Source organism: Flavicella sp. IMCC45537 (genome assembly GCF_057197705.1).
Window position 1 is genome coordinate 3,266,235 of sequence record NZ_CM170067.1, and the last position, 18,040, is coordinate 3,284,274.

General features: G+C 32.8%; 15 protein-coding genes. 12 read left to right on the forward strand and 3 right to left on the reverse strand.

Annotated elements, in window-relative coordinates; genetic code table 11:
* The first annotated feature begins 19 nt into the window (after positions 1-19).
* The 4 genes from AC2DGP_RS13175 to AC2DGP_RS13190 all read left to right on the forward strand — a co-directional run bounded on the left by AC2DGP_RS13175 (position 20) and on the right by AC2DGP_RS13190 (position 7,825).
* Positions 20-799, forward strand: coding sequence for a polysaccharide biosynthesis/export family protein (locus AC2DGP_RS13175; RefSeq protein ID WP_484490526.1), 780 nt, complete (start codon positions 20-22; stop codon positions 797-799).
* Positions 800-807: 8 nt separating this feature from the next.
* Entirely contained in the window at positions 808-3,207 is a 2,400-nt protein-coding gene (locus AC2DGP_RS13180) for a GumC family protein (RefSeq protein ID WP_484490527.1), read from the forward strand.
* A gap of 690 nt (positions 3,208-3,897) precedes the next feature.
* A complete protein-coding gene (gene ccsB, locus AC2DGP_RS13185; protein ID WP_484490528.1) occupies positions 3,898-7,197 on the forward strand; it encodes a c-type cytochrome biogenesis protein CcsB in 3,300 nt (1,099 codons plus the stop codon).
* 112 nt (positions 7,198-7,309) lie between these two features.
* Positions 7,310-7,825, forward strand: coding sequence for a DUF2892 domain-containing protein (locus tag AC2DGP_RS13190; RefSeq protein ID WP_484490529.1), 516 nt, complete (start codon positions 7,310-7,312; stop codon positions 7,823-7,825).
* A gap of 228 nt (positions 7,826-8,053) precedes the next feature.
* Here AC2DGP_RS13190 and AC2DGP_RS13195 read toward each other — a convergent pair whose 3' ends face one another.
* Positions 8,054-9,154: a glycosyltransferase gene (locus tag AC2DGP_RS13195; RefSeq protein WP_484490530.1), complete on the reverse strand. Its 1,101-nt coding sequence runs from the start codon at positions 9,152-9,154 to the stop codon at positions 8,054-8,056.
* Positions 9,155-9,213: 59 nt separating this feature from the next.
* Here AC2DGP_RS13195 and AC2DGP_RS13200 point away from each other — a divergent pair, with 59 nt between their 5' ends.
* Together AC2DGP_RS13200 and ruvC are read left to right on the forward strand one after the other, a co-directional pair.
* Positions 9,214-9,363: a hypothetical protein gene (locus AC2DGP_RS13200; RefSeq protein WP_484490531.1), complete on the forward strand. Its 150-nt coding sequence runs from the start codon at positions 9,214-9,216 to the stop codon at positions 9,361-9,363.
* Between the two features lie 804 nt (positions 9,364-10,167).
* Complete coding sequence (ruvC, locus tag AC2DGP_RS13205) at positions 10,168-10,728, forward strand: crossover junction endodeoxyribonuclease RuvC (RefSeq protein ID WP_484490532.1); 561 nt, start codon at positions 10,168-10,170, stop codon at positions 10,726-10,728.
* A 1-nt stretch (position 10,729) separates the two neighbouring features.
* Here ruvC and AC2DGP_RS13210 read toward each other — a convergent pair whose 3' ends face one another.
* Positions 10,730-11,602: a DMT family transporter gene (locus tag AC2DGP_RS13210; RefSeq protein WP_484490533.1), complete on the reverse strand. Its 873-nt coding sequence runs from the start codon at positions 11,600-11,602 to the stop codon at positions 10,730-10,732.
* An 89-nt stretch (positions 11,603-11,691) separates the two neighbouring features.
* On the opposite strand from AC2DGP_RS13210, the gene AC2DGP_RS13215 reads away from it, so the two are divergent.
* The 3 genes from AC2DGP_RS13215 (at position 11,692) to aroC (ending at position 14,877) form a co-directional block, all read left to right on the forward strand.
* Entirely contained in the window at positions 11,692-12,555 is an 864-nt protein-coding gene (locus AC2DGP_RS13215) for a heavy-metal-associated domain-containing protein (protein WP_484490534.1), read from the forward strand.
* Between the two features lie 136 nt (positions 12,556-12,691).
* Positions 12,692-13,723 carry a COX15/CtaA family protein gene (locus tag AC2DGP_RS13220; protein ID WP_484490535.1) on the forward strand — a complete coding sequence of 344 codons (1,032 nt, stop codon included), beginning with the start codon at positions 12,692-12,694 and terminating at the stop codon, positions 13,721-13,723.
* A gap of 92 nt (positions 13,724-13,815) precedes the next feature.
* Positions 13,816-14,877, forward strand: a complete 1,062-nt coding sequence (gene aroC / locus AC2DGP_RS13225; RefSeq protein WP_484490536.1) for a chorismate synthase — start codon at positions 13,816-13,818, stop codon at positions 14,875-14,877.
* On the opposite strand, the gene AC2DGP_RS13230 is transcribed toward aroC, so the two are convergent.
* Complete coding sequence (locus tag AC2DGP_RS13230; RefSeq protein ID WP_484490537.1) at positions 14,874-15,473, reverse strand: hypothetical protein; 600 nt, start codon at positions 15,471-15,473, stop codon at positions 14,874-14,876. The two genes, aroC and AC2DGP_RS13230, sit on opposite strands and share 4 nt — an antisense overlap.
* Before the next feature lie 301 nt (positions 15,474-15,774).
* On the opposite strand from AC2DGP_RS13230, the gene rplU reads away from it, so the two are divergent.
* The 3 genes from rplU (at position 15,775) to AC2DGP_RS13245 (ending at position 17,914) form a co-directional block, all read left to right on the forward strand.
* Positions 15,775-16,254, forward strand: coding sequence for a 50S ribosomal protein L21 (rplU, locus tag AC2DGP_RS13235; protein WP_484490538.1), 480 nt, complete (start codon positions 15,775-15,777; stop codon positions 16,252-16,254).
* A 41-nt stretch (positions 16,255-16,295) separates the two neighbouring features.
* Positions 16,296-16,556: a 50S ribosomal protein L27 gene (gene rpmA, locus AC2DGP_RS13240; protein WP_484490539.1), complete on the forward strand. Its 261-nt coding sequence runs from the start codon at positions 16,296-16,298 to the stop codon at positions 16,554-16,556.
* A 116-nt stretch (positions 16,557-16,672) separates the two neighbouring features.
* A complete protein-coding gene (locus tag AC2DGP_RS13245; protein WP_484490540.1) occupies positions 16,673-17,914 on the forward strand; it encodes a 3-deoxy-D-manno-octulosonic acid transferase in 1,242 nt (413 codons plus the stop codon).
* Positions 17,915-18,040: the final 126 nt, after the last annotated feature.

The window sequence follows — 18,040 nt, forward strand, 5'->3', positions numbered from 1 at the left end:
ATCGCGTGAAAAAAAGAATATGAAAATTATAAAATATATATTGACGTTGTCTATGTTTGCAGTGATTCTGTCATCCTGTGCGTCTAGAAAGGATTTAGTCTATTTCCAAGGAGTTGATACCACGGAAATGGATTCTATCAATAGGAATTCGAATTATTCTCCTGTCTTAAAACCAGACGATCAATTGTCTATTGTGGTGTCGTCTATAGATATGGAATCAGCATTACCATTTAATTTACCTTCTGCGGCAGTTAATATAGGTGGGCTAAATGCTAATGGGAGTCCTCAGATCCAAGCTTATTTAATTGCTCAAGATGGAACGATTGAATTTCCGCAATTAGGAAAAATGCATTTGGCGGGTTTGACACGTTTGGAGGCAATAAAATTATTCAAATCTAAATTGACTCCTTTTTTAAATGATCCTGTTGTCACGATTCAAATAGTAAATTTCAAAATAAGCGTTTTGGGGGAGGTAAAGAAACCAGGTACGTTTTCTGTGAAGAATGAGAGAATAACAGTAATTGAAGCTTTGGGCTTAGCAGGGGATACCAGTTTATGGGGGGTAAGAAATAATGTATTGGTGATACGAGAAAATGAAAATGGAAAGCAATTTGAACGTATAGATTTGACATCACCAGATTTATTTAAATCCCCTGTGTATTATCTAAAGCAAAATGACGTGGTGTATGTAGAGCCAAATAAACCGAAAATAAATAATTCCGCTACAAGTTCAACTACCGGAATTATCATATCGATAACATCGTTGGCGATTACAGTGATTTCCCTAATTGTTAGATAATTTAAGCTATGAATACTCAACTTAACAATTCAAATTATAAAGTACAAACACAAGAGGATGATTCTATCAATTTAAGAGATGAATTGGAGAAATATTTTATTCATTGGAAATGGTTTCTGTTATCTGGTTTTATTGCTATTGTATTAGCTTTTATATATGTGCGTTATGCAACGCCTCAATATGAAGTAGCTTCTACTCTTTTGATAAAAGATGACGAATCATCTTTGAGCTCTGAATTGTCGGCATTTCAGGATTTAGGGATGTTAGGAGGGGGAAGTTCCAATATAGATAATGAAATTCAAATTTTAAAATCTAGATCCTTGGCAGAAACGGTTGTTAAGGATCTTATTTTAAATATTTCTTATTATAAAAGAGGTAGGGTCAAAGAATCTGAGATTTATGGTGATCAAATTGAGTATAGATTAATAGCTCTTGATTCTACAGAAGTCTATAAACAATTAGATACAGTAAACTATTTTGAAATTTCTGACTCGAATGAGATTGTATTGTTTGATGAAGACAAGCTTTTTTCTAAACAGGTAGTCTTGAATGAAAAATTTACGATTGGAGATTATGCTTTTGTTTTGAAAAAAGAAAAAAATAATACGGTTGCTAGTGAAATAAGAACTGAGAGTTTCCGAACGAGTTTTAAACCTACCCGTAAAGTGGTGGATGGGCTGGTCAAGGGAATTCAAATAGAACCAATTGACAAGCAATCAAGTGTACTTAAGCTTTCTCTGAAACATGCTATTCGAAAAAAGGCTGAGGATATTATCAATACCTTAATAATAAATTACAACAACGATGCCATAAATGATAAAAGTGATGTTGGAGAGCGAACCTCATTGTTTATAACAGAGCGACTGGTGAAGATTGAAGATGAGCTAGATGTTGTTGATAAAAGAGTAGAGACTTATAAAAAAGATAATAAACTAACGAATGTAGAAGAAGAGTCAAGTTTGTTTGTAGAACAAGTTTCGGAAAATGAGAAAGCATTATTTGAAACAACGACTCAATTGAGATTGGTGGATTTTATGGATGAATATATCCATAAAAATGGCAGTTCTTATGAACTGTTACCGGCTAATTTAGGTTTTCAAGATGCTTCTATTGCTATATTGTTAGAGCAATATAACGAAGTTGTATTACAAAGAAATAAAATATTGTATGGTTCGAGTGCAGAGAATCCTATGGTGAAGAATTTGGAATATCAGTTAGATAGTTATCAAGTGAGTTTAAAGGAAAGTTTGGTGAATTTAAAAGCCTCTTTAAATATTACGTTGAGTGAATTAAATAGACAAGATAGAAGGTTTAACGATAAAATTAAAGGCATTCCGACCAAGGAGAGAGAATATAGAAATATTCAACGAGAACAGGGAATCAAAGAAGCTTTGTATTTGTATTTGTTACAAAAACAGGAGGAAACAGATATTTCTTTGGCAGTCACGACATCTAATTCTAAAGTGATTGATGTGGCTTATGGATCTGATAAACCAGTTGCACCAAGGAAAATGATTATTTTATTGGCTGCCATGATTATAGGAATGATTATTCCTTTTGGGTTTATATATATCAATGATTTGTTGGATAACAAATTGCATACAAGAAAAGATTTAGAAGCAATGTTGTCGGTTCCAATTTTGGGAGATATTCCATTAAAGGAAACCAAAGAAAATATTGTGATTACCAAAGATGGTAGATCAAGTACAGCTGAGGCCTTCCGTTTATTACGTACGAATTTAGATTTTATGCTAACTAGTACTAAAAAGGAAAAAGGGAAAACTATATTTCTAACTTCTACGGTGAGTGGTGAGGGGAAATCCTTTGTCTCTATTAACTTGGCTTGTACACTTGCCTTGTCTGGTAAAAAGGTAGCCTTATTAGGAATGGATTTAAGAGCCCCAAAAATTACAGAATATATTTCTGTCTATAATGGAAAGGGAATCACTAATTATATTATGGACGAGTCTTTAGGCTTGGAAGATTTGAAAATAAATTTACCGAAACATCAAGGGTTAGACATTTTTCCTTCTGGGATTATTCCGCCAAATCCAGCAGAATTGTTGATGCACCCACGTGTAGATGAGTTGTTCGCAAAAGTGCAAGAAGAATATGATTATATTGTAGTTGATACGGCTCCAGTGAATTTGGTGACAGATACTTTAATGATCAGTGATCGTGCGGATTTATTTATGTACGTGACTCGTGCTAATTATTTAGATAAACGTTTGTTAGCTGTTCCTCAGAATTTGTATAATGAAAAACGTTTGCCTAATATGGCTATGTTAATCAATGGAACCGACTATAAAAAAGGATATGGTTATGGAAATTACGGAGCGTATGGTTATGGCCATGTAGAAAAAGGACCGTGGTGGAAAGAATTATTTAAAAGAAAAACAAATGCATAATAAAAAAAGCTGAATCAATTTGATTCAGCTTTTTTTATTATGTAGGGTGTTGTTTTAAATTCGAAAGAATTTGTCCAATAACTTGGAATCGAGTATCGTTTTAAAAAAATATCGAGCTGGATGCTATTTTTAATTTGGCAGGATTCGTCATGGAAGTCACAGCCGAGCGTCAACGTGTTTTGAAATACGTAAAAAGAAAGGTTGTTTGAACGAAGTGAGTTCTTTTCTTTTAGAATTTTATAATGCAGTTAGTCCGGTGAGACTTTAAGACTAGACTTTTTTCTAACTTTTTTGGTCGATGCAAAAAAGATTATAATAAACAAATAACTATAGACTACAGAATTTGTACTAGAACTTGGAGTCGAGAATCATTTCAATGAAAAAGGCTAAAACAAAAAAGTTGTTTGAGCACTAAGTTTGAGTTCTTTTTAGTTGGGCTTTAGTGTTGTATATTGTTCGATGAAAGTTGAAGACTTGATGTTTTGCTTTGTTTTGTATCAAGACAAAATGAAGAGATAAACATTAAAATAAAGAATTAAATAATTTATTTTATTTCAAAGTTTCTTAGAATATATACCTCAAACTTTCTGGAAATCACAAACCTAATTCAGTCAACTTTGATTAAATTTGCAACTTGAATTATTTGATCAAAGCATAGTTAGTTTTGATTGATATCTGATACCTTATCTGATGAAAAAAATCTTAGCATTACTTTTTAGTACTCGATTGATGGCAGTGTTGTTTCTTGTGTATGCAGCAACAATGGGAATTGCAACGTTTATAGAAAATGATTTTGGAACTCCAACAGCCAAAGCTTTGGTTTATAATGCATGGTGGTTTGAGTTGATCATGCTATTGTTTGCAATTAATTTTTTCGGAAATATTTTTAGGTATCGTTTGTATAAAAAAGAAAAATGGTCAGTGTTGTTATTTCATGCAGCCTTTTTTTTAATTCTTGTTGGAGCTGGTGTCACTAGATATATCAGTTATGAAGGGATCATGCCTATCAAAGAAGGTGAGACTTCCAATGTGTTTTTTTCGGATAAAACTTATTTAAAGGTAACCTTAGATGATAATAAAGATCAGCGTATGTTGTTTGATCCCGTATTACTATCTGCTTGGGGGCAGAATAAATATGGTTTTGAAACAGATTTTAGAGGTCAGGAGGTAACGTTTGAATTGCAAGAATTTATACCGAATGCAGCTACAAGTTTTGTAGAAAGTGATCAAGGTGAGTTGTACATTCATTTTGTAGAATCAAGTAGTGGAAGCAGACATGATCATTATATCAAAAAAGGAGACATAGAAAATATCCATGGAGTATTGGTTGGTTTTGCACATAAAGAAAATGCTCTTGTCAATTTTGAGTATGAAAATGAAGAGCTAAAAATGGAGTCTATGTTTGAAGGAACTTTTCTTCGTATGGCAGATCAGTTGAGAGGAAAGATAGAAAAAGATACTTTATCTGAGTTTAAATATTTGACTTTACACAATATTGCAGGAATGAGTTTTGTGGTTCCTAAACCACCATTAACTGGGGCAATGCAGTTGGCTAAAGGAAATAAGGATGAGTTTCCGGAGGATGTTTTAAAGCTTTTAGTGAAAAGTAAAGACGAATCTAAAGTGATTCAAGTAAGTGGCGGACAGTATACCACAAATGCACCCGTTCAATTTCAAATGGCGGGTTTGAATTTTAGGGTAGCCTATGGTGCCAAAGAAATTACACTTCCATTTCAAATAAAATTGAGAGATTTTCAGTTGGACAAATACCCAGGGTCGGAGAGTGCGATGTCTTATGCTAGTGAAATTACTGTGATAGATCCTTCTGAGACTTTTGATTTTAGAGTTTTTATGAATAATATTTTAGATTATAAAGGATATAAATTTTTTCAATCAAGTTATAATATTACTCCGCAATATGAGGAAACTCGATTGTCTGTGAACCATGATTATTGGGGAACTATGATTACTTATGTAGGGTATTTTTTATTATATGCCGGCTTGATGTTAATTATGTTTGTTAAGAATACACGTTTTTCCTATTTGCGTCATAAATTGGAAAAGATAAAAGCAAAAAAGGCTTTGTTGTCTTTGGCTGTTTTTTCAATGTTGTCGTTTCAAATAGGAGCACAAGAGCATACAGCAGATGATGGACATGATCATAGTGGTCATAACCATGCGCAAGAACACAAAGCAAAAGAGGACGAGAATCATATAAGACACAACCATGCCCAAGAAACACATGGTAAAAACCCGGAAGAAGATCATACTGGGCATAATCATGGGAATTCAGATCAAGAGCATAGCAATCATATCAATGAGATTACTGCAAAGCAAATAGATTCTATTTTGAATGCGAATGTGGTATCTATAAAACATGCTGAAGATTTTAGTGCCTTGGTAATTCAAGATGCTGGTGGACGTATGAAGCCAGTGCATACATTTGCTTCTCAATTGTTGAGAAAAGTTAGTAAAAGTGATACGTACAATGGTTTGGATGCGAATCAGGTGTTTTTGTCAATTGTAGAAAATCCTAGGTTGTGGTTTCAAGTACCGGTAATTTATTTGGAAAGAGGGAATGACAAATTACGTACTGTTTTAGGAATTAAAGATGTCAAACAAAAATATGCACGTTTGATTGATTTCATTGATGATGAAGGAAGGTATAAAATCAAATCAGACGTAGAAGCGGCACAGAAAAATAATATCAAAAGTAAATACCAAAAGGATGTTATCAATGTAGATAAACGAGTTGGTTTATTGTACTCTGCAATTGGAGGAGGGATCTTAAGAATTTTTCCGATTCCTGAGGATGAAAATAATACTTGGGTTTCGCAACCAGAATTGTATAATGCTCCGTTTAGAGGAATTGACTCTGTTTTTGTGAAACAAATTTTACCTGTTTATATCCAAACACTGCATGAAGCAAAAATTGCTGATGATTATGAAGAGGCTGGTAAAATTTTAGAGGGGGTAAAAAACTTCCAGAAAAAATATGGTGCTGCTGTTTATCCTTCTGACGATAAAATTAAATTTGAAATCGCGTATAATAAATATGATGTGTTTAAAAAGCTTTTTAAATACTATATGTATGCTGGATTACTGTTGTTTGTATTAGTGATTATTCAAATATTTAAAACAAGTAAAGTATTAGAGGTTTTATTAAAAATTTCAGTGGCGATTGTTATCTTGTTTTTTGCAATGCATACGGCAGGATTAGCAGCGAGGTGGTTTGTGAGTGGACATGCACCTTGGAGTAATGCTTATGAATCGATGATCTATGTGGGGTGGGCTACTATGTTATTTGGACTGTTGTTTGGTAAGGATTCTACGCTTACGATTGCGGCAACTGCGTTTTTAACAGCAATGATTTTGATGATAGCACATTGGAATTGGATGGATCCTGAAATTGCAAACTTAGTTCCAGTACTGAATTCTTATTGGTTGATGATCCATGTGGCAATTATTGTTGCAAGTTATGGTCCTTTTGCCTTAGCAATGATTCTTGGTCTCTTGGCCTTGGTTTTGATGAATGTAACGAACAAAAAGAACAAGAAAAAATTAGACAATACGATTAATGAATTGACGGTGATCAATGAAATGTCAATTACCGTTGGTTTGGTGATGTTAACCATTGGGAATTTCCTTGGTGGTATGTGGGCCAATGAAAGTTGGGGACGTTATTGGGGATGGGATCCAAAAGAGACTTGGGCTTTGATTAGTATTATGATTTATGCATTTGTGCTGCATTGCAGATTGGTTCCGGGATTGAGAGGAAGATTTACCTATAATATTTTATCTGTGTATGCTTTTGCATCAATTATGATGACATATTTTGGTGTGAACTTCTATTTGTCTGGGTTGCATTCTTATGCAAGTGGTGATAAAATTGTAACCCCAAGTTTTGTGTATTATTCTATTTTAATTGTGGCTGTACTCGGAATTCTTGCTTATAGAAAGCATCTTAAATTTTATAAAAAAGGAAAATAATAAATCAGAATGAAATATCTAAAAAGAGGTTTTATTCTTTTGAAAAATATGTAAATTCGCAACTTCATTTAGTACGCTAAATGCATAAATTTAAAAATAAATAAGTATTACAATGTTTAATAAGTATATAAAAATAGTTATAGCAGTATTAATTACAGTTTGGGCTGGATTTCAATTTGCAGATGAAAATATTGGAAATGGAATCATGATTCTTTTGTTAGCAGGGGTATTTGTGTTTTTCTTTTTCAAAAACGAGTTTTTATTGTTAGCCTTTTTGCAAATCAGAAAACAAAACATGGCAGGAGCTCAAAAATGGTTGGCTTTTATTAAGAATCCAGAAGCTGCTTTAAGAAAACCTCAAGAGGCTTATTATTATTTTTTACAAGGGTTGATGGTGACTCAAACAAGCATGACACAAGCAGAAAAGATGTTTAAAAAGGCATTGAAACTTGGGTTGTCAATGGATCATGATATTGCAATGGCAAAATTGAATTTAGCGGGTGTTGCCATGCATAAAAGAAGAAAAAGAGAAGCTACTACTTTGTTGAATGAAGCTAAGAAATTGGACAAGCATGGTATGTTGAAGGATCAGGTGAAAATGATGAAAGATCAAATGAAAAGAATGTAATTTTTTTTATCTTAAAATATATAGCTCGCTTTATGCGGGCTATTTTTTTGACGACTATTTTGTATATTCGTAAAACCGTTAAACTTAAATTAGATTATGGCGCGCATTAGAAACAGAAGAAAGCCGAACCAAAAAAGAGCTGTTTTATTAACTATTTTACTAGTAGTAACTATTTTTTTGTTGTGGAATGTTGATGGGTTGATCTCCGGTATATTCAACTAAAATAAATTATTTTTTCAGTTGCCTTCCTTTCCATTCAAAATTTGTGATTTGAGATAGGATAAAAATTCCAGTGCTAAACACGGGATAACAAAAACTGCATAGTATTACATATCCAAAATTTATGTTTTCTTTAAAGAAATTAGTAGTTTTCTTTAATAAAATAAAGTCGATAATAAATTTAAAGATAAATAAATACAAGGCAAGTTTCCAATCGATACCTAACAGAATTAACAGTAAACTATTCGTTAAAAATACAATACTGCCTACTGTAATCCCTATCTTGTTTTTATAAAGTGTAGCTTTTGCAGCCCATCTGATTTTTTGATGATATACTTTTTTCCAAGTACTTTCCGGAGCGGTATAAACCAAACCATTTACAGAATTCAGGTAGCCAACTTTTTTAGCGTTGCTATGCATTATTTTTTCTAATAAAAAAATATCATCTCCGCTGGCAACCTCAGAATTCCCATGGTAACCATCTAGGGATATAAATATTTCTTTCAAATAACAACTGTTGGCAGCATTACTCATAAAAGGCATTTTGTTGGCAAAAGAGCCGAGGGTACTTCCTTGTAAACTTAGAAATTCTATATACTGGAATTGATTTAAAAAGTTAGACGCCTGTTTTATGCAAACAGGTCCAGTGAGATAGTGATATTTTTTTTGAGTTAGGAGTGTGTTATAGGCTTGAATCCATTTGTGAGAAAAGCTGCAATCAGCATCTGTAGTCAAGATATAGTCGAATTTAGCTTGGTGTACTGCTGTAGTCACAGCTTCTTTTTTGCCTGAGCCTTGGTTTTGTAGTATGCGAATGTCAAGTTGATTTGTTTGTTTTTGAAATTCTTTTAATAGGAGCAGACTGGTATCTTCTGAATGGTCATCAACAAAAATGATTTCAAAATGTTTAGGGTTGTATGCTAAGTTTTCTAAGCTTGAAAAAAGTTCGGTTAAATTTTCTTCCTCATTTCTAACAGCAATAATAATAGAAAAAGTAGTTGATTGTGGATGATCTTTAGCTGGAATTTCAGTTGTTTGGTAAATACCTTTTATAAAACTGCCTATAACTGCACCGTAGGAGATTCCAATAAGACTACTCAATAGTACCATGCTGCAAATGTGAGTTAAGTTTATAAGTGCTAAGAAAAATACTTCCTATAATGGCTGGAATGACAAAATTGAAAATCCACATTATAAAAGCCGTAGCTAATATTGTTTCATTAGAAATAGATAAGGGTTTGAAAAGAAATAAAGCTACAGAACCTTTGACAACAAAATCAAACAAGGCAAAACTTGGTACGCATGACGATATAAAATAAATAAGCCAAATAATTGGTAATAAGGAATACAAACTAGGGCTTGCTCCCAAAAGCCTTAAAATGAACACGTATTGAAGTGAGAAAATTATATATCTAATGGAACTGGTCAATGCTGTTTTTAAATGGATTTTCTGATTTAAATTGAGAAAGAATTTAAAAATGTTTTTTTTCTTTTGGAGGTAGAATCCCGCAGTCAAACTAATTCCAAAAAATAAAAAAATAAATAGAACACCTTGTGTTTTGAATAATTGATATGGGTAAAAAAGAATTCCGAATAGTCCAAAAACACTAGTGACTAACATCTGGTAACCATTACCAATAAAAGTGAGTTGCAGAATTTTTTTTCTATGTTTTTTTGAAAAAAAGAATGCTTTTGCTCCATATTCACCAATTTTATTGGGAGTGATGATTGCAGTGGTATGGGCAGTTAAACTTTGTTTCAAACTGTTTAAAAATGAAATAGGATAAATTGTAGAAACTAAGTTTTTCCACTTTATAATTTCTACAACCCAATTACAGGAGGAAATGAAAAATAAAATTAAAATAGTTACAAGAGACAGTTTTGGAAAAGGGCTATTGAAAGCATCTATTTTTTGATAAATACTATAAAATGCAAGTGCTAAAATTAAAGCTTTTAGAAAGCCAAAGCCAATAGATTTAGAAAATGAGTTTGGAGTTCGCAATTATATAGTTCTTATTAATAGAAAGCCATTGGCCTCTTTTTTATATCTTCGTTCTAAGTTACAAAGAAAACTGAAATAAAGTTTATTTGTCATCTTTCGGATAAAAAAATACCACTAGAATTTGAGTACAGAGAGAATTATTTTAGGAATTGACCCAGGAACCACTATTATGGGCTTTGGTTTGATTCGCGTTGTAAAGAAAAAAATGGAGTTTATTCAAATGAATGAATTATTACTTCAAAAATATGAGGATCCTTACACGAAATTAAAATTAATTTTTGAGAGAACTATCCAGTTGATTGATACTTATCATCCAGATGAGATTGCAATTGAAGCACCCTTTTTTGGAAAAAATGTCCAGTCTATGCTAAAACTCGGAAGGGCACAAGGTGTTGCAATGGCAGCAGGTTTGTCCAGAGAAATTCCGGTAACAGAATATTTGCCTAAAAAAATTAAAATGGCCATCACCGGAAACGGAAATGCTACAAAAGAACAAGTAGCATTGATGTTAAAAAGTACTTTGAACTTAAAAACCTTACCTAAGAACTTAGATGCAACCGATGGTTTGGCAGCAGCAGTTTGTCATTACTATAACAGTGGTGTTGTGGTTGGGGGTAAAAATTATAGTGGTTGGGCCTCTTTTGTAAAAGCAAACGAAGGCAAAGTAAATAAAGCCAAATAAATTATTTCTTAGATTTTTTTTGAGCAATAATAACTCCCCAAATAATTAAGATAGCCGCAATTCCTTGCGAAAGACTTAGTTTTTCTCCATCTAAAATTCCCCAAGCAACTGCAACCAGTGTAATTAAATAGGATACGGAAGCAGAAAAAACAGGACTTGATATTTGGATCAATCTATTAAAAAGTAACATGGCCATACTAGTTCCAATAGCAGCTAAAATAAAAACATATCCCAAAGAAGTGTAATTAATTTGTTCCGTAATATCTCTTCGGAAAAAGCCAGAAAAAAGAAGTACAAGTAAGGCAAAAGGAATTAAAATAGAAAATGTGGCAGCTGTGATACTAAGGGTGTCTAATTCTTTAAATTTCTTTTTGATATAGTTAACGCTAAAAGCGTACCCTGTGGCGGCAATAAATATCAGAAAAGCATACAAGTGATTTTTATTCGGATTGGCTATTGCGTTTTGATATAATAGAATTAAAGTACCGCTTAATCCAATTAAAACTCCAAATGCTTGTTTTTTGGAAAAGCTGAAATCAAAAAAGAAAACCCCTAAGATCATTGTAATTAATGGTGTCAGAGAATTTAATACTGCAGCAATGGAACTATCAATTTCTGTAATGGCATAAGAAAATAAAAAAACGGGAAAAAAGGTTCCGAATATAGCAACTATAAAAAGAGGTTTCCAATGTTTTTTATCAATGTGTTTGAATTTTTTTATTCCAAGAAAGAATAAAATAACCCCAGCGAAAATAATTCTTAACGCTCCTATTTCTAAAGGAGTAAGTCCTAAAAGAGCTTTTTTAATTAAAATAAATGAGCTACCCCATGTTAAAGAGAGAATAAATAGGAGAAGCCATTTGATGTTTTTCATAGTATCTTTGTAATCTAAATGTAAAAGTGCGTAATTTTTTCGGATAATAATCATATTCTATCTAAATTGCACTAGCTAAATATTCTATTATGAGAGTTATAAAAATTATTTGTTTGGGGTTGCTTGTTTCTTTTTTTACAGTTTCATGTAAAGAGGCTTCAAAAGGAGCAAAAGAAGGAATAGAAAAATCTGTTAAAGGAGAGAGCCTAAAGAAAATTGAAGTTGGTATTGAGGGGATGACTTGTCAAATAGGTTGTGCAAAAACTATTGAATCTAAGTTGTCTAAGATGGAAGGTGTTCGTTCTGTTTCTGTTTCTTTTGAGGATAAATTAGGGAAAATTGTATATGATGCAAATAAAATTTCTGATGAGGATATTAAAAAGAAAATAACTTCAATTGCTGGAGGAGAAACATATTCTGTTAGTTCGATAAAACAAGTAAAAGACGCATGTTGTTCTGCTGATTTGAAAGAGTGTACTATGAAGTGCAGTGAAACTTGTACAGAAAAGGAATGTGCTAAATGTGCAGCTGTTCAGGCAGAATGTAAAACCAAATGCGCTACAGAAAAGCAGTCATGTTGCAAGGAAAAAGCGAAAACTTGTGCTAAAAAATGTAGTGAATCTTGTACAAAAAAGGATTGCGATAAATGTGCGGCGATGCAGGCAAACTGCAAAATTAAATGTGAAAGTAAAAATAAAAGCTGTTGTTCTGCTGATTTGAAAGAGTGTACCATGAAGTGCAGTGAATCTTGTACTGAAAAGGAGTGTGCTAAATGTGCAGCTGTACAGGCAGAATGTAAAACTAAATGTGCCACAGAGAAACAAGCATGTTGTAAAACAACAGAAAAAAAGTCTTGTGCAAAAAAGTGCAGTGAGTCGTGTACTAAAAAAGATTGTGCTGCTTGTGCAAAAGCAACGGAAGATTGTAAAGCAAAGTGTGCTGCTAAAAAATAAAAATCATTTTTTTTTTTTGACGTAAAAGACCATCCTTTTTAGGATGGTTTTTTTATGGCATAAAAGTAAGATTGAAATAGCAATTCATTTCATTAATCCGTATTTTTGTGGACGTAGAAAATTAAAATTATTTCTTTTGAAAAAGCACTTTAAAAGCATTGTAAAAGCAGCATTGATTTCAGTATATGTTATTTTTATTGCAGGTTCAGTTGTTCGAATGACAGGTTCTGGAATGGGATGCCCAGATTGGCCTAAATGTTTTGGTTATTACATTCCTCCAACGGATGAGGAACAATTAGTGTGGCATCCAGAAACAGGGTATTCAAAAGGAACAATAATAATTAGGGATGAGGCCTTGATTGTGGCAAAAAATGAGTTTAAAACAACTCATGAATTTGCAGAAGAAAATTGGGAACCCTATACCAAACATGAATATGCAATTTTCAACGTGTATCACACATGGACGGAGTATATTAACAGATTAGCTTCTGTTTTATCGGGATTTGTATTTCTATTTTTAATTGTGGGTGCACTTAAATTTTGGAAAGAAAATAAACGAGTGACTCTTTATTCTTTTGGTGCGTTTTTTTTAATGCTGTTTGAAGCTTGGTTGGGTAAAACTGTTATTGATTCTGTTTTGAAACCTTCTGTAATTACAATTCATATGGTGGCCGGTTTATTGATCATTGCACTGTTATTAAAAGTACTACATATTTTGTCTGAGAAAGAGGTGGTTCAAAAACCTTTTAATAGGATGTTTCATAATTTATTGGGCTTTTCTATTGTGTTGTCTGTAATTCAAATTGCTCTCGGTACTCAGGTGAGACAATTTGTAGATGAACAAGTAAAGTTATTCGGATTTGAGAGTAAACAAATGAGTTTGTATAATCCAAGTCTAAAGTTTTATATTCATAGGTCTTTTACCATCTTAATTGTGTTGTTGAATTTCCTTATTTATTGGAAAAATGAAACTTTAAAATTAGAATTTAAGTTTCCTAAATATATTATTGCTTTATTAGTGTTTGAAGCACTTTCTGGAATTTTAATGTATTATAGTGATTTTCCATTCGGAACACAGACAGTACATTTGTTATCGGGTGCTTTGTTGTTTGGAACTCAGTTCTATCTTTTTATGCAAAATGGAAGTCTAAAACCCTTTAAATCTTAGTGTTATAATTATTGTGTTTCACTCACTTATTGGAATAGAAACCAAGGAATAATTACAAATCTTTTTTCTAACTTTGCAAAAAAATATTTTTTATGTCAAATTCTTTTGGAAAACTCTTTAAAGTAAGCACTTTTGGTGAATCACACGGACCTGCAATAGGGGGTGTAATTGATGGATGCCCTCCAGGGGTAACGTTAGATTTTGAGGCTATTCAAAAAGAATTAGATCGTAGAAAACCGGGACAATCTAAGATTGTAACGCAAAGAAAAGAACCAGATGAAGTAGCGTTCCATTCAGGAATATTTGAAGGAAAAACTACCGGAGCTTCCATTGGTTTTTTGATCCAGAACACCAATCAAAAATCAAATGATTATTCGCATATAGCAAATACGTTTAGACCATCTCATGCGGATTATACTTATGATAAAAAGTATGGTAATAGAGATTATAGAGGTGGTGGTAGAACATCTGCTCGTGAAACTGCCAATTGGGTAGTAGGCGGGGCAATTGCGAAACAGGTAATTCCTCAGATTAAAATTAATGCCTATACTTCTGCTATCGGAAATATAAAATTAGATACACCTTATCAAGAGTTGGATTTTGATAAAATTGAATCTAATATAGCGCGTTGTCCTGATGCTCAAAAGGCAGAGGAAATGATTGACTATGTGTCTAAAATTAAAAAACAAGGAGATACTGTAGGAGGTGTTATTTCTTGTGTGATTCAAAATGTACCTATTGGGCTAGGAGAGCCTATTTTTAATAAATTGCACGCTGCTTTAGGTCATGCTATGTTATCTATCAATGCTGTTAAAGGTTTTGAATATGGTAGCGGTTTTGATGGAGCAGAAATGAAAGGGAGTGACCATAATGATATCTTTAACACGGATGGAACTACAAAGACCAATATGTCAGGTGGGATCCAAGGTGGAATTAGTAACGGAATGGATATCTATTTTAAGGTAGCCTTTAAACCTGTTGCAACTCTGATTCAAAAACAAATGACTATTGATAAAGATGGTAATGAAGTGGAGATGATGGGGAAAGGAAGACATGATCCTTGTGTAGTGCCAAGAGCAATCCCTATTGTTGAAGCAATGGCAGCAATGGTAATGGTTGACTTTTTGATGTTAAATCAAGCGAGTAAAATCTAGTCTTTTATTAGAAAATCTTGTTTGCTTACATCTCTATTGATTAGAATAGATTTTGTTTGAAAGTCAATTTTATTGTTTCCAGCAACCATTAATAAATTGGTAGGGAAGAGTAGTCCCTCAATTTCAACATAGTTGCCAAAGAATAATTGCTGTAAAAAGATAGTGCCATCTTTTTCTTGGATGCTAACACCCTTTCTTTTCAATCCAGAATTAACGGAGTAATACACTTTTGTGTTGTCAATTTTTAACACGTGACAATCACTTTGTTCTACTTTTTCTATTCCTAAATATTTGGCTGTTTTCAAATAGTCAAATTCTGGAAAGATACATCTGTTTTTTTTGTGACGTTTTAGTTCTTCTTTTGAAAAGGGGATTTCGTCTGATTGTTGGAGAGTGATTCCTTGTTGGCCATCAAATGTGCTTTGAGAAATAATTTTCCCATTAAGTTCCATGCTTGTAAAATACATATTAGGAAGCATCATTTTTTGTTTTAAAACAATTTGAGAGTTGTTTAAGTTTCCGATAGCTTCCGAAGAAAAGGAATGAATTTGTTTCGCTCTTTCTTCACCTCCTATGGCATGGAAATATTTTTCCACGATAGATTTTATTTTATTTTTTTGAGCTAGTACATTGTTGCTAACTAATAAAATAAATAAGATGGAGTAAAGTAAACGCTTTGTTGTCATATCAGTTGAATAGGCTGTAAATATATAAAAAACTGCAAGGATTATGGTTGTTGAATCAAAGGATGGTGAAAGATACAACTGAAAGTCATTAATGTTTTGTTTTTGAGTGTATTGACTAGGGGTAAATTTGATGGTTTTTTGTGTTGCATATTTGTAGAAAAGAAGTATATTTGCACTCGTTTTAAACAAAACAAAATAAAATAATAAACATATGTACGCAATTGTAGAGATAGCAGGGCAGCAGTTTAAAGTAGCAAAAGACCAAAAAGTATACGTACACCGTTTACAATCTGAAGAAGGATCAAAAGTAACTTTTGATAACGTTCTTTTGGTTGGAGAAGGTGAAAATGTAACTATTGGCGCCCCAGCTATAGAAGGAGCTAAAGTAACAGCTAAGGTATTAGGTCACTTAAAAGGTGATAAAGTAATCGTTTTCAAAAAGAAACGTAGAAAAGGATACAAGAAAAAGAACGGACACCGTCAGTTCTTAACTGAAATCCAAATTGATGGTATCGCTGTAGGTGGTGCTAAGAAAAAAGCAGCAGCTAAGAAAGAAGTAGCAGCTGATGAAGCAGCTCCTAAAAAAGCAGCAGCTAAAAAAGCTCCAGCTAAAAAGGCAGCTCCTAAGAAAGAAGCAGCAGCTAAAAAAGCTCCAGCTAAGAAAGCAGCAGCTAAGAAAGAAGAAAAGTAATTAACAATCCTGTTTTAAATAGGTAATAAAATTAAGAAATTATGGCTCACAAAAAAGGTGTCGGAAGTTCGAAGAATGGTAGAGAATCAGAATCGAAACGTCTAGGTGTAAAAATATATGGTGGTCAAGCGGCAATCGCAGGTAATATCCTTATCCGCCAGAGAGGAACTAAACACTACCCAGGTGAAAATGTTTACATGGGAAAAGATCATACTTTACATGCTAAAGTTGATGGTTTAGTGAAGTTTACTAAAAAGAAAGATAATAAATCTTACGTGTCTATTGAAGCTTTTGAAGCTTAAGATATAAGATTTAATTAAGACTTAAAACTCCCTTCCGATTCGGTTGGGAGTTTTGTTGTTTTAGTTTGTGAACGTTTTTTGGTGTCAAATTAAGACGAAATATATACATTAGCAGCATGCAGTTTTTATATAATAATATCATTTTTTTAGTAGGGGTAGTACTGAAATTGTTAGCTTTCGTGAACCCTAAGCTCAAATTGTTTGTAGCAGGGCGAAAACAGGTTTTTTCTGTAATTGAAAAAAAAATTTTAGAGACTGATAAAGTTATTTGGGTTCACTTCGCTTCTTTGGGGGAGTTTGAACAAGGAAGACCGGTAATTGAGAAGTTGAAAAAAGATTTTAAGGAGTATAAAGTAGTGTTGACTTTTTTCTCTCCATCAGGTTATGAGGTTCAAAAGAATTATGAATTAGCCGATGTTGTGGTTTATTTACCACTGGATTCAAAACGAAATGCGAAGCGATTTTTACAAGCGGTACATCCTTCTGTTGCAATTTTTGTTAAATATGAATTTTGGCCTAATTTATTGGCGGAGCTGCAATCTTGTAAAATTCCAACAATTCTAGTTTCTGGTATTTTTAGAAAAGATCAGTTGTTTTTTAAATCATATGGTGGTTGGATGCGTTCCAAATTGAAGGCGTTTTCTTTTTTCTTTTTACAAGATCAAACGTCATCAGATTTACTTACTTCAATTGGTTATGACAATAATTTGGTATGTGGTGATACTAGATTTGATCGTGTTTATGATATCATTAGTAGAGATAATAAATTAGATTATATTGATGAGTTTGTTGGAGATTCAACAGTGTTAGTGGCTGGAAGTACTTGGCCGGAGGATGAAGATTTATTGGTGAATTATATTTTGAATGATGCAAAGGAAAATGAAAAATTTATCATTGCACCTCATAATATCAAACCGGAAGGAATCGCTAGGCTGAAAAATGCATTGCAAAATTCTTCTGTGTTATTTTCTGAAAAAGAAGGTCAATCGTTGAAAGAATTTAAAGTGTTTATTATTGATACGATTGGTATTCTTACTAAGATTTATGCGGTTGCTGATATTGCTTATGTAGGAGGTGGTTATACAAAAAGTGGAATCCATAATGTTTTGGAGCCAGCAACTTTTGGTGTTCCTGTGGTGATTGGTCCAAACTATAGAAAATTTAGAGAAGCGAAAGACCTAGTGTCTTTGGGTGGTGTAATTTCTACAGATAATCAAGAATCTGTTACGGCAATCTTGAAAAAGTTTTCAGATAACAAAGACCTGAGAAAGGCAAAAGGTACTATTGCTTTAAATTATATCAAGCAAAGCTTAGGGGCTTCTAATAAAATAATGGATTATCTAAAAAAGGTATTATAGATAACTGTGAAATCTGTAAAAATTAGGGGTTTAAATAGGTTGATGTTTCTTTTCAATGATTCAATTTATAAACCCAATATTTCTGTCGTTACTTTCTTGTTTATATCCTTTTAAATTTTGTTGTTA